Raw genomic sequence first — 12,327 nt, forward strand, 5'->3', positions numbered from 1 at the left:
AAAAGCCAGTTGCATTTTTCCGATCACTTTTTTCCGGACTCGACAGGGCTGACGGAGGTGATGCGGTGCAAGGTGAATCGGCGCACTGCGCCACTCGCCGGATCGAATGCGTCCAACTGCCCGCCGCCCACGCTGACCGGATCGACGATGCGATGCGTGGCCACCCCCTGAGCGTCGACGTAGCCGATGTTGACGCTCTTTCCCTCGCGGGCTGCGGACGAGAGCAGCGCGATGGCGGCGGCATTGCTTTCCCGCGATCCGTCGGCGCGAACCCCGCCCCGGCCGGGTGTGGCAGCGCGGTCGCCGGCTCGCATTGTTCGCACCAGTGCGTCGAGCTGTTCCGGCGACGGACTCGACGGCGTTCGGGTGGCGTGCCGCAAGCGACGGTTCGGGATTCGAGCCCCGCGCGGGCGCAGATCGACGAGGGCACCCGACGAATCCTCGCCTGCGGGCGCAAAGCCGGCAGCGCGAAGTTCGGCCAGAACTTCCCGCAGCGGTGCCTGGGACACCGCCACCGTGGGGGCGAGGGCGCGCAAGGCCAAGGGCTCCGCGACGGGGGAAGCGAGAACCTCGGCCAAGAGGGATGCGTCCTCGCATCGGATGAACGACGCGGCCACGCCCGCCCGCAACCGGCCGTGCCGGCGTGCAACGTCGTCGATGAGGTACGAAAGCGATTGTGGTACCGGAGTTTTGGACTTCGTGCTGAACATCGTCTGCAGTTCCGTCGCCGTCAATCCGGCATCAAGTGCTCGGCGGATACTGCTCTCGCTTATGCGGTACATCGACGCCGCACCGGCCGATTCGATATCGGCTACCAAGGTCACCTGCTCGAGCAGGTCAGGTACCAGCGGGCCGGGTGCGACCAACGTCAGGTCGGCCTGAACCAGGATGTAGTCGATCGGCTTCGGCAGCGCCGCCGCCATTTCGGCTTCGGCGTCGCCGCCGTGCAGCATCGCCCGCCCAGGTGAACTCAGTGCGCCCCGCGCCACCAATCCGAGAGCCGACGCCTCCGCAAGTGTGTTTTCGACTGCAAATGTCCGAAGCCGGCCGCTCCGTCGGGGATGACGCCACGCAAGTGAACGGCTCACCTCGGCGGGCGAGGCGCTCTGCCCACTGTCGAGTTCGGCCAAGAGTCCGAGAATCGACGCCCGGTCTCTCGGTGCAGACGGTGCGCGGCCCTCCTCCGCCAGCGCGGCGATCGGCTTGTCGGACGGATCGCGCATTCCGATCATCCAGGGGACTCGGGGGACATCGATCCACGCCGACGCCAAGACCTCCCATTTGCGGGCCGTGGTCGCGTTGAGCCAACCGTCGACCGTTATCGTCGGGGTCCAGTAGTCGTCCGCGGTGTCGGACGCCGGGGCGGGGTCGGGGGTGCCGCTGGCAATCAATCCGGCGGCGGCGAGGAGTTCGACCACAAGATTGAGCCGACTCTCGTCGAGGTCCGCGGCCTTCGCGATACGTCGTAGTTCACGCACTCCGAGTCCACCGGCGCGCAACGCCGGGGCAGGTGCGGCCCCGAGAACGGCGATCACGTTTTCGCTCTGGCGAACCAACTCGAGGGCTTCGCCCGCGGCCGCCGCATTGACGTCGGCAGGTTTGAGTTTGTCGCCGGTGATCACCGGCGCGGTGAGCGTTGTCGGATCGAAGACCGGTTCGCCGCGGATAACCTGACGTACCGTCGCCGGCAACTCCACCGTCTGCTCGTCCAACCACCGGAGCAGGCCGGCCGCCAAGAGTTTCTGCACAGGACGATCTGCTGGCGTTTCCGGAGCCGCGTCGCGGGTTCGGCCGATGGGGCTCGAGTTGGCCAGCGTCTCGAGCAGACCGCGTTCACGTTCGCCGAGCGAATTGAGCGCCGCGGTGATCTCGGCTTCCGACATGGACTCGGCGGGCTCGAGGGCGCGGCCCAGTCGCCAAGGGATGGTGTCGATGGCAGCGGGGACGATGCTGATCGGATCCGTGCCCCAGATGAGCGCATAGGCCCGCATCTTCGCAAGCGAGGCATCGACTGCCTTCTTGGTGACCTTGCCCTTGCCGGTGAGGGCGCGGGCAGCGAGCGCGTCGTTCAATTCCGCGCGCGTCATGGGGGTTTCCTCGGCGCCGGCGAGCGCCAGCAGTTCGAGAAGTCCGAAGTCCAGTGTGTCCAGCTCGTCGGCTGCTCTACCGACCGACGCGCGTTGCTGTGCGCGTCCACTGAGCACCACCATCGTGCTCGGCGGCGGCACAGCGAGATCCGGCCGCAAACGCAGTAGTTCCGTCAGCTCGGCGTCAGTGCGCGCCGACAGCCATTCGGTCAAACTGTCGGCTCCGGAAGTGCCCGCCTGGGTGCCACGTATTTCGGTCATCAGGTATCAGATTAGAGACCTGGTATGTACGGCGTAACGGAGTCCTGTCAAAATGGCTTCGTGGCCAACAATTCGAAGCAGCACTATGTAGATCCAGGATGGCCGGAAACTGCAGACGGAGATCACGCAGTGACCGAATTGTCATCGACCCGCTCCGGTGGACTTTCACCGTTCGGCGAGGACACCACCTTCCCGTTACCGGTGGAGTCACTTCCTTACATCCATCCGTACACCGTCATCAATCGCTAGATCCACTACGCGAAGAAGGCCCGCACCGAATCGGTGCGGGCCTTCTTCGTAGCTGGGTGCGTTCGAGCGGAACGCGCAGTTCGCAGTCCTACTTCAGGAAAGACTTCGCGGTGTCTGCTGCTGCAAGGATCTGGGGATCGACGACGATGCCGTTGGCCTCGGCGAATGCAATGGCCTGATCGATTGCGTCGGAGACCGGATGTGCGACGGTCTGAGCGACCTGCTGTGCCGGTGCGGCGGGTGCGGCCGGCGTCGTGGCCGGAGCGGAACGCTGCGTTGCGCCGCTGCTCAGGCCGAGGCTCGAGGAGCAGGACGGCCAAGCGCCCCATCCCTGGTTGGCCAGGACGCGCTCGGCAACAACGATCTGCTGCTCGCGAGTGGCGTTGTTTGCGGTGGCTGCGTACTCGCCGCCGCCGTGTGCGTTCCACGTGCTGGGGGAGAACTGCAATCCGCCCTGGTAGCCGTTGCCGGTGTTGATGGCCCAGTTGCCGCCCGCTTCGCACTGTGCGAGGCGATCCCAGTCGGAATCGGGGGCAGCGCTGGCGGTACCTGTGGCTGCGATTCCTGCTACACCCATGATGGCGCCGGTGACGGCGACCTTGGCGACAGTGCGGCCTGCGGTGGTGGGCTTGCGATGGCGTCCGCTCATGATCGTGAATTTCCTCTCCACACGCGCCTGCGAGGTCAGCTGTCGGGTTCGGGCTGAGAGGTTGCCCGGCCTCGCCTTTCCTGGCTGGAAAGGGTCTGGCTTCACCCCAAGGTTCGAATGTGTTGCTTGTCGAACCGGTGTCAGGTGGAGAACATTTCTGCTCTCACAGAGGACTTTGGGTCCCCCGTCCTTGTCCCTGGAATGCTCGAAAGTGGGAAGTTCCGGTACCCGCGGGACAAGGTTTGGCGCGGCGGGCCGGAGGTGGCCGGAGTTTCCCGGCCGGAATTCACGGTAACGGCTCTCACCGCTCATGTCACCATTTGATAACGCGGCGCGCCGAATGGGATACAAACCCGCCGCGAAAGCGCAGGGGACTCTTCCCAGGTAGTGAAGGATTCCGCAGCGAAGGTTCTCTTGTGGCTATTCCGTTATCCACCCGTAATGTGATGAAGGTCACATCGTTATCGGTGGGGGATTGGAAGCTATGCGTAGTTCACACGATTGGCGTCGACGATCTCCTTGCCCAAAGGCATCAGTGAGATCGGAATCATCTTCAGGTTCGCGACGGCCAAGGGGATGCCGATGATCGTGATTGCCATTGCCACCGCCGTGACAATGTGGCCGATCGCCAGCCAGATACCGGCGATGATCACCCAGATGACGTTGCCGATCATTGAACCGACACCAGCAGTCGGCTTGTCGACGACGGTCTTACCGAACGGCCAGAGGGCATAGATGCCGATCCGGAACGCGGCGATACCGAAGGGGATCGTGATGATCAGAATGCAGCAGATGATGCCTGCCGCGAAGTAACCCAAGGCCAACCAGAATCCACCGAAGACCAGCCAGATTACGTTCAGGAGAAGTCTCATGGTCGGTGACCTTTCGGTTGGGGTGACGGGAGATCAGCGGGCGCGACGACCCGCCCTCAAGGTGTAGACGATGGCCAGCAGAAAACCGACCGGACACGCCAAGGAGATCAAGTACAGCGCCAACCCCGGCGGTGTGTCGCTGAAGATGTTGATCGCGAAGATGGCGACGAGTGCGAGGAGTCCGATGAAAAACAACCCCATCGCGACTCGAAACAAGCCGTTTCCGGTGCCGGAAGTGCTCGGGTTCGGTTGAGTGTCCACATCTACAAGGGTAGTGCCCAGCAAACGTGGGTGCCGAGACCGGTTCGTCACAGGTAGACTGTGAGGCGACTGCGCGTCCCGTCAAGCAAGTTCGGGGCGCGTTCTTTTGCATTCTTCGACCGGAGTCGTTTACTTCGTCCGGGGTGATGCGAGCAGGACCATCGAGGCTCGTACGCGAGCCTTCCGAAAGTAGTGGGACGCCAGTCCCAGACGAGTGATGAGCGGGTGAACGCGGTGCCAACCGGCAAGGTGAAGTGGTACGACGTCGAAAAGGGTTTCGGCTTTCTGTCGCAGGAGGAGGGGGAGGATGTCTATGTACGTGCGTCTGCCCTTCCCGAAGGTGTGGAGGGTCTGAAAGCAGGTCAGAAAGTCGAATTCGGGATGGCTGCCGGTCGACGCGGTCCGCAGGCGCTGAGCCTGAAGGTGCTCGAGCCTGCCCCGTCGTTGCGCGGCGCATCGGCGCAGCGACGTGAGCCGGTTGTCCGCAAGCACACCCCGGACGAACTGCACGGCATGGTCGAAGACATGATCACGCTGCTCGAGGCCAAGGTTCAGCCTGACCTGCGCAACGGCAAGTACCCCGACCGCAAGACCGCGCAGCGGATCTCCGAGGTTGTCCGCGCCGTGGCGCGTGAGCTCGACAGCTGATCAGTACGAGACAAGAAAATGCCCTGCACTCCTCTCGGGATGTGCAGGGCATTTTGTATGTCAGCGGTCAGGCTGTCTTGATCGACCAGATCAGTAGCCCCTGCTCGCTACCTTCGCCGACAGCAAGGTGGATCTCCACTCCCACCAGTTGCTTCTCGGGTTCGGCTTCGACGGTGACTGCCAACGATTCACCGGCCCCGAAGAAGCGAGGCTCACCGGTCTGATTGCCGTCGGCGTCTTCGTAGACTGCCAGCATCGCCCACTCGGCGTCCGAGACTTCCTTCGACAACGACAACTGCAACGGGTATCCCTCGGGCACGTCGAGTTCGTACACATCGCCGATCTGCGCGCACTGTGACAGGTCGATCGTGCAGAACCCGGCAGGCTGAGTCTCGATGGTGCGACCGTGCGCGTACGCGGTGATCTGCGGGAGCCCATCGGGCTCGTCGTTGATGTTCTTGATGATCACGACCAGAACCGAGACGTAGGCAACCAGCGCCACCACCATCAGGACACTGACCGCTGCCACGATCTTCTTTGTTCTTGCGCGCATGATCACTGCGGATTACTTCCTTGTCCTCGATCGGATTTGCCGGTGTAGATCACTTCGGTCACTTCTTGCTCGGCCAGATCAGGCCGCTTGCCACCGAGCCCGGGCAGAAGTGAGCTGCCTCGGTAACTCAGGAACGTCTGCAGCAGACCGATCGTCAAGAACACCGAGACAACAGTGAACCCGATCCAGTATTCAGTAGGCAGCAGAACGCCCAACGCCCCGCCCAGCACCCAACTGAGCTGGAGGACGGTTTCGGATCTACCGAAACCGGAAGCGATCGATTCCTCGGGCAGATCGTGCTGCAGCGACGCGTCCAGGGAGACCTTGGCCAAGGCGCTCGCCGCGGACGCGATGAGTGTCGCGAGCGCGGCCGTCAGCAAGTTGTCGGTCAAAGCCGCGATGACGGCGATGATCCACACCGACGCGGTGCACCGAAGGACGACGAGGGCCGGTCGCCCCAGTTTGAGTCGCGCACCGGCAGCATTGCCACCGAAGTTGCCCAGCCCTGCGGCAGCGCCGACCAGGCCGAGCATCATTGCTTGCTGCAACGGCTCGTGGTCCGTTTTGGATTTGGCGACAAACGCTATGTACAACGTGAGGAAGCCGGTGAGAACGCGAATGGTGCCGTTGCCCCACAGCCCGATGATGACCGCGCGTCCGAGCGGCTGACGCACTTTTGCGCTCTTGATGCCCGAAGCGCGTCCACCGCCTGCTGTGTGTTGTTCGTCCGGGTGATAGGTGATGGTGGCGGGAACTTCGCCTTCGGTCACCTCGACCCACGACGGAATGCGCATGCTCAGGTAGGCGCCGAACACCGTCACGACCACGGCGAACCAGAGGGCACCCGGCGATTTGAAGGCGAGTGCGAGTGCGCCGGCCACAGCGCCCGCACCGATGGTTCCACCGATCAACCCGAACACGGTGAGCCGAGAATTGACCCTGACCAGGTCTATTTCCGGTGGCAGTACACGTGGAGTCACCGCACTCTTGAGTACCGAGAACGATTTACTGAGCACCATCATGCCGAGGGCAGCCGGATACAGAATCCAACTGTCGAAGTTGAACACCAGGATCAGCGCCAGCACGGTACGAAGTCCGAACGACGCCGCCAGTGCAATTCGGCGGCCCCGCTGCAATCGGTCGAGCATCGGTCCGATGAGGGGAGCGATAACCGCAAACGGAGCGATGGTGATCAGGAGATAGAGCGCGACCTTCGTTTTGTCCTCGCCCGTGGCAGCGGAAAAGAACAGGGTATTTGCCAAGGCCACCGCGAGTGCCGCGTCGGTCGCGTTGTTGGTCATCACCGCGTACGTCAACGCGGTAAGGCCGGACTTGTCCGCGCCGTCGGCTTTTGCGGCGCGCTGGAACGTAGCGATGCCCTTGTTCGTCAGTTCCCGGCTGCGCATCGCGGCCACTCGCGTGACCGTGAGCTTGCGGGGCATCGGCGGGGCTTTGGGCGCGTCGGAACTGCTCTTCGAGCCCGAATTTCTGGCCTCGTCGCCATCGCCTGCGTCGTCACGGGAGCCGGGGATCGGGTGAAGCGGAGGTAACGGCGCACGACGCGCCGACGGCCGCGTCGCCGGTGGGTAATTGTCGTAACCGGGATGCAAAGTCTGCCCTGCGGATTCGTCGGGAACTCGCCGGGTATCGGGGTCGTAGGGTTCGCGCGGTCCGGTCACCACTCAATTCTGTCCTAGTCCGTGATCTGCGACCACGCACACCCCTGACGAGTCGAGGGGAAAGTTGGAAATCACTCGACAAATCGAACTTCGAAGATCTGTGGCCAATACTTTCCGGTCAGGAGAAAACGGTCGTTTCCGGGTATCTGGGCGATTCCGTTGAGGACGTCGACCGGGTTGGCGGATCCGTTGGTATCAAGGCGGCTGCGCAGCGGTGATGCATCGATCACGCCGCTCACGTGCCCGTCAGCTGGATCGATCGCAACGATTGTGTCGGTCTGCCAGACGTTTGCGTAGATGGTTCCGTCGTCGGCGCATTCCAGTTCGTTCAGATCTGCGACCGGCTGACCGCCGCGAGTGACCTCCACCGAATCGGTGACCGCAAATGTGTCCGGATCGCGGAACATCAGCGTCGACGTGCCGTCGCTGGTGACCAACTGATTCTCGAATGCACAGATCCCCCAGCCCTCGGTGGTGAGCGGAAATCGGCCGCGCTCGGTGAGAGTGTCCTTGTCGCGGACAATCGCGACGCCGTTCTTCCACGTCAATTGCCACAGGTCGTCACCGATCACGGTGATGCCCTCACCGAACAGTGGAGGCGGCAACTCGGCACGGGCAATATCGGGACCGGAGACCGGGGTGCCGTCGAACTGCGTCGAGCGCACCCACGATTCCCCGACGCGCCCGGTGCTTTCGTACAGTCTGTCTCCGTCGATCTCGAGCCCCTGGGTGAAGGCTCCGCCGTCGTGGTCGTAGACCTCGATCACCTCGGCGGAGAGCTGTCGAGGTGAGTTGTCGGCCCCGGAATCGGGCGTTCCCTCATCCGTTGTCGAGCACCCCGCAACACCCGATGTGATCACTGCGAGCGCTGAGGCGATGCTGATGAAACCGGCGCGTGACCTACTCATCCGTCCAGCATCGCAGCCCTGTGCGTTGCGTACTTGTGGTGGTGCGGCAAACTGGAGGAGTGAGTGTTGCTACTTCTCCTGAGCGTGCAGTGCCGCGCCCCGTACTGGCCGATGCCGTCGATCTTGCCCGAGCAGCTGTAGTAGAGCTGCGCGAAGGCGGAGTCGGTGCATACCTCGGCGTCACGTCGGAGGATGAATTCGCCGCTACCCATCGTTTTGCAGCAGACCTTCCCGGCTACCGCGGGTGGCAGTGGGCTGTTGTTGTTGCCGCAGGTCCAGACGATACTCGCGCCACCATCAGCGAGCTGGCGTTGCTACCCGGACCGGACGCACTGGTTGCGCCCGAGTGGCTTCCATGGGATCAGCGGATTCGTCCCGGAGACCTGTCGCCAGGCGACCTGCTGGCTCCGCCGGCGCAGGATCCGCGACTGGTTCCCGGCTACGTCGCCAACGGCGACCCGGAGGTCGACGACGTCGCCTTGGAACTGGGTTTAGGACGCAAGAAGGTCATGAGCCTCGAGGGCCGGCTCGACGCGGCTACGCGATGGTCCGAGGGAGAGTTCGGACCAGACTCCGACATGGCGAAGGCAGCGCCGTCGACCTGTGGGCTGTGCGGCTTCTATCTTCCGCTGGCAGGTTCGTTGCACGCCGCGTTCGGCGTGTGTGGCAACGAACTGTCCGCTGACGGCCGCGTCGTCCACGCGAGTTACGGCTGCGGCGCGCATTCCGACACCAGCCTTCCGCTCGGCGCCGGCTCTCCGGCTTTCGACGCCTACGACGACGGAGCCGTCGAGATGTCGAGCACGTCTGCCGCGGGCACCGAAGATTCGGGTTCGGTATCCACCGAGTAGGGGATCCGTTCGGGACCGGCGCGCTCCGCGACGCCACGCTGCGCGCGTGGGCGGAATCGCCGACGCGTCTGCGCGAGGACGCGGCCACTGAATCGGATTTGGCTGCAGCGGGTTACCGCGACAGGTTGCTCACAGAACTGGCACAGAACGCTGCCGACGCGGCGCTGCGGGCCGGGGCGCCTGGTTCCTTGTGGGTTGATCTCGACGGTTCGGTGCTGACTGTTGCCAATACCGGTCGACCGCTCGACGAGGACGGTGTTCATGCACTGACTGCTCTTCGTGCTTCGGGCAAGATCGATTCCACCGATGGTGTTGTCGGGCGCTACGGCGTCGGATTTTCCGCCGTTCGTTCGGTCAGTGACGAGCTCGAGCTGCGGTCGACTTCGGGTTCGATTCGATTCTCCGCCAAGGAAACTCGAAGCGAGATCGAGAAGGCCGGTCTGAAGGTTCCGGAGTCGGGAGTGCCGGCCCTGCGTCTGGTGTGGCCGTCGGAGGCGTCGCCACGCGCCGGTGCCGATTCCGAGGTAGTGCTCACGCTCCGCGACGACGTCGACGGCGGCGCCCTGTTGTCTCGGATGGCACGTGAAGCCGTGGATCTGCTCCTCGAGCTACCGGGTTTGACGTCTATTCGGCTGGGCAACAAAATCTTTGAGCGTACCGAGCGTCTACTGGACTCCGGACTGACCGAAATCTCGATCGGCACGCAGGTGTGGTGGCAGTACCAGAGCGCCAAGGCCCGCTGGATAGTTCCGGTGAAAAACGGAGTAGTCGCACCGGTCGCTGAAGACGTACTGCGGGCGCCGACGCGATCCGACGAGGAGTTGTCCGTCCCGGCGCTTGTCGTCGCGGATATTGCAATGCAACCGGATCGGCGACGGATACTGCCAGGCGCGTCGATTGCCGCGCTGGCAGAGGGCTATGCGGATTTTGTCGGTGCGTTGCCTGCCGATCAGCGCACAGCGCTTGTGCCCGTTCCGGCTTTTGCGCGAAGTGAAGTGGATTCCCTTCTGCGGGAAGCGCTTCTGAAGGTACTTCAGGAAAAGGCCTGGCTTCCGGTTGTGGGGGAACCTGACCGGGCGCCGCAGCGGGCATCGGTTGTTCCTGGTCTCACCGACGATTTGGCGGAATTGCTCACCGACGTCATCGGCGGATTGGTTGTTCCCGAACTTTCCGGACCTCGCCATGAGCGGGCTTTGGCGGCGGTGTCGACACATCGGATCGGGTTGGCACGCATCGCGGAACTGCTCAGCGGACTCGATCAGGAGCCGTCGTGGTGGTACCGGCTGTACGCGGCGCTCGAGCCGTTGGTCGTCGATGCTCTGGCGGTGGAAGAGCTTGGTACGCTACCGGTTCCGCTGTCGGACGGACGAATTGTCACCGGTCCGCGAACGGTGGTTCTTGGTACCGAACTCGGCGATTCGGTGCCGCCGGTGCCCTGGACCCGGCTTGTACACCCGCAGGCATCGCACCCCCTGCTCTCGCGTTTGGGCGCAACGAGCGCGACGGCGACGGATCTGTTGTCCGACCCGGCGTTGCGCGCGCTGATCGAGGATGCTGCCGACCAAGATGATTCCGTAGCAACGGAATTGGCGTCGACGGTTCTTTCGCTCGCCGCGCATGTCGCGCCTGGCGCCGCGCCGTCATGGATCGGCGAAGTGCTGCTACCGGATTCGGACGGAGAGCTGTGCTCCGCGGACCAGTTGCTCCTGCCCGGCGCACCACTGGCGACTGTCCTGGTCGACGACTCACCTTTTGGCACAGTGCAGCCGAGCTTTGTCGAACAGGTGGGGGAGCAGGCCCTGCGCGTCGTCGGCGTCGGCTGGGGTTTCACCGTCTTTCGTGAGGAGTTGCCGTCCGGACCCGATCACGATCTCGATTCCGAGGGTCAGTGGTGGGACACGTTGGGGGAGGACCCCGAGTACATCGAGGCGGTCCGTGACCTCGACCTGGTCGACGAGAACCGATGGGCAGATGCGCTGACCCTGCTGCTGGAGTCACCGGCAACGAGAACCCTGCTCGAGGACCGTCGGGGATACACGGCGTGGTGGCTGCGCTCGCACGCCGAATTGGGCGGCGAGATACTGGGTTTGCTGCGCGCACCACACGATCGCACGTTCGAGGATCTCCTCGATGTCGCCGACCATCCTGGCAGCGAGTATCTGAGCTCCGTCTTGGCGTCCGATACCGTCGACGATCCGGAACTGGCTCAGCTGTTGCTCGATCGGCTCGCGGATCCACTGCGCATGCCCGCACCGGCCGTCATCGCCCGAACCCACCACTTGCTGGCCGACGCTTCGCGGCGGCGCGTCCTCGATCTGGACGAGTTGAGCTTGCCGAGCTTCGTTCGTGGGCTGTCCGGTGAACTTGTCGACCCCGGTGATGCATTGGTTCTCGATCGGCCGTGGCTCGGTCCGGCATTGCCGACACAACGAATTGTTCTGGGTAGCTTCGAGACGGCGGAAGCACTGGCGGATTTGCTCGATGTCGCGACGGCATCGTCTGTCGTAGGCGGTCAGGTCGTGAGCACGGGCGTGCGAAGCTCATGGGCGGCGCAGCCGCACGCGGTCCTGATGTTTGCGGCGCTCGGACGGGAAGTACCCGGCGGCGAGGTAGTGATTCATCACGAACTCTCCGTCCGGTTGACCGGCGCTGTGGAGGCCACGGTGAGTGTGCCGTGGTGGGTGGACGGTGACGGTATCCATCACGTGATGCGTGTGTGGGCAGCTGCGCGGGGGATATGAGGGGGGAACAGTGTCGTTCGATCAGTGGGTACTTGATTCTGCAGTCGACCAACGGACGCCGTGGCTTGTGGATGTGGTGGATGTCATCACCGACAGCGGTGGAACCTTGGCCGCCTGGATCATCTCGACGGTCCTGACGATCACCTTGTTGATGCGCGGTCGGCGCATCGACGCTCTCCTCGTGGCGGGCTCCATGCTGACCGGACTGCTGGTGATGAGTGGGTTGAAGCGTATTTTCACGCGAACCCGTCCACCGGTTCCGGAGCGCCTGATCGAGATCGACTCGTACTCTTTCCCGTCCGGGCACGCCATGATGACGGCAATTCTTGCGACGGTGGTGGCTGCTGTGATCGTTCGGCTGACGTTGCCGTCGCTCGTTCGAGTCACGATGCTTGTTTCGCTCGCGCTGTACACCGTCGCTGTCGGGTTTTCCCGCGTCTACCTCGCGGCGCACTGGATGACGGATGTCCTGGCAGGGTGGGCGTTCGGTGTCATCTGGGCGGGTGTGTGGATCCTGGGAACCTCTCGCTCGCGACAGCGCCGCCGCGAACCACAGCCGGTCTGATCG

Annotated in this window: 12 protein-coding genes and 1 riboswitch; of the genes, 5 read left to right on the top strand and 7 right to left on the bottom strand. The window is 63.6% G+C overall.

Translation table 11 applies throughout. The features are described from left to right. Positions 1–23: 23 nt before the first annotated feature. Positions 24–2,348: a helicase-associated domain-containing protein gene (locus RG2_RS17665; RefSeq protein ID WP_033234085.1), complete on the bottom strand. Its 2,325-nt coding sequence runs from the start codon at positions 2,346–2,348 to the stop codon at positions 24–26. A 60-nt stretch (positions 2,349–2,408) separates the two neighbouring features. Between RG2_RS17665 and RG2_RS17670 the strand changes: the two genes are divergently transcribed. After that, a complete protein-coding gene (locus tag RG2_RS17670; RefSeq protein ID WP_033234086.1) occupies positions 2,409–2,597 on the top strand; it encodes a hypothetical protein in 189 nt (62 codons plus the stop codon). Between the two features lie 88 nt (positions 2,598–2,685). On the opposite strand, the gene RG2_RS17675 is transcribed toward RG2_RS17670, so the two are convergent. The 3 genes from RG2_RS17675 to RG2_RS17685 form a co-directional block, all read right to left on the bottom strand. Further along, entirely contained in the window at positions 2,686–3,246 is a 561-nt protein-coding gene (locus RG2_RS17675) for a transglycosylase family protein (RefSeq protein WP_033234087.1), read from the bottom strand. Positions 3,247–3,254: 8 nt separating this feature from the next. Next, positions 3,255–3,474: riboswitch (cyclic di-AMP (ydaO/yuaA leader) on the bottom strand. Between the two features lie 254 nt (positions 3,475–3,728). Then, positions 3,729–4,118, bottom strand: coding sequence for a YccF domain-containing protein (locus tag RG2_RS17680; protein ID WP_033234088.1), 390 nt, complete (start codon positions 4,116–4,118; stop codon positions 3,729–3,731). A 33-nt stretch (positions 4,119–4,151) separates the two neighbouring features. Beyond that, a complete protein-coding gene (locus tag RG2_RS17685) occupies positions 4,152–4,379 on the bottom strand; it encodes a membrane protein (protein WP_033234089.1) in 228 nt (75 codons plus the stop codon). A 234-nt stretch (positions 4,380–4,613) separates the two neighbouring features. On the opposite strand from RG2_RS17685, the gene RG2_RS17690 reads away from it, so the two are divergent. Further along, positions 4,614–5,027: a cold-shock protein gene (locus tag RG2_RS17690; protein ID WP_165826321.1), complete on the top strand. Its 414-nt coding sequence runs from the start codon at positions 4,614–4,616 to the stop codon at positions 5,025–5,027. A 67-nt stretch (positions 5,028–5,094) separates the two neighbouring features. Here RG2_RS17690 and RG2_RS17695 read toward each other — a convergent pair whose 3' ends face one another. From RG2_RS17695 to RG2_RS17705, 3 genes are all read right to left on the bottom strand, one after another. Next, on the bottom strand, positions 5,095–5,580 hold the full coding sequence (locus tag RG2_RS17695) for a DUF2771 domain-containing protein (RefSeq protein ID WP_033234362.1): 486 nt from the start codon (positions 5,578–5,580) through the stop codon (positions 5,095–5,097). Positions 5,581–5,582: 2 nt separating this feature from the next. Next, a complete protein-coding gene (locus tag RG2_RS17700; protein WP_174557370.1) occupies positions 5,583–7,259 on the bottom strand; it encodes an MFS transporter in 1,677 nt (558 codons plus the stop codon). Between the two features lie 71 nt (positions 7,260–7,330). Next, positions 7,331–8,167 carry a glutaminyl-peptide cyclotransferase gene (locus tag RG2_RS17705; RefSeq protein ID WP_051730467.1) on the bottom strand — a complete coding sequence of 279 codons (837 nt, stop codon included), beginning with the start codon at positions 8,165–8,167 and terminating at the stop codon, positions 7,331–7,333. 38 nt (positions 8,168–8,205) lie between these two features. On the opposite strand from RG2_RS17705, the gene RG2_RS17710 reads away from it, so the two are divergent. The 3 genes from RG2_RS17710 (at position 8,206) to RG2_RS17720 (ending at position 12,324) form a co-directional block, all read left to right on the top strand. Then, positions 8,206–9,018, top strand: a complete 813-nt coding sequence (locus tag RG2_RS17710) for a DUF3027 domain-containing protein (protein ID WP_033234092.1) — start codon at positions 8,206–8,208, stop codon at positions 9,016–9,018. Between the two features lie 68 nt (positions 9,019–9,086). Beyond that, a complete protein-coding gene (locus RG2_RS17715; protein ID WP_033234093.1) occupies positions 9,087–11,759 on the top strand; it encodes a sacsin N-terminal ATP-binding-like domain-containing protein in 2,673 nt (890 codons plus the stop codon). Between the two features lie 10 nt (positions 11,760–11,769). Continuing rightward, on the top strand, positions 11,770–12,324 hold the full coding sequence (locus RG2_RS17720; RefSeq protein ID WP_033234094.1) for a phosphatase PAP2 family protein: 555 nt from the start codon (positions 11,770–11,772) through the stop codon (positions 12,322–12,324). Positions 12,325–12,327 lie beyond the last annotated feature (3 nt).

Origin of the sequence: Rhodococcus globerulus NBRC 14531, assembly GCF_001894805.1 — a bacterium.
In the GTDB taxonomy this organism is placed as follows: domain Bacteria; phylum Actinomycetota; class Actinomycetes; order Mycobacteriales; family Mycobacteriaceae; genus Rhodococcus_F; species Rhodococcus_F globerula.

Excerpts from the sequence above, each read along its gene's own strand:
- RG2_RS17665 (WP_033234085.1), bottom strand. The coding sequence starts at position 2,348 with ATGACCGAAATACGTGGCACCCAGGCGGGCACTTCCGGAGCCGACAGT.
- RG2_RS17680 (WP_033234088.1), bottom strand. The coding sequence starts at position 4,118 with ATGAGACTTCTCCTGAACGTAATCTGGCTGGTCTTCGGTGGATTCTGG.
- RG2_RS17675 (WP_033234087.1), bottom strand. The coding sequence starts at position 3,246 with ATGAGCGGACGCCATCGCAAGCCCACCACCGCAGGCCGCACTGTCGCC.
- RG2_RS17705 (WP_051730467.1), bottom strand. The coding sequence starts at position 8,167 with ATGAGTAGGTCACGCGCCGGTTTCATCAGCATCGCCTCAGCGCTCGCA.
- RG2_RS17695 (WP_033234362.1), bottom strand. The coding sequence starts at position 5,580 with ATGCGCGCAAGAACAAAGAAGATCGTGGCAGCGGTCAGTGTCCTGATG.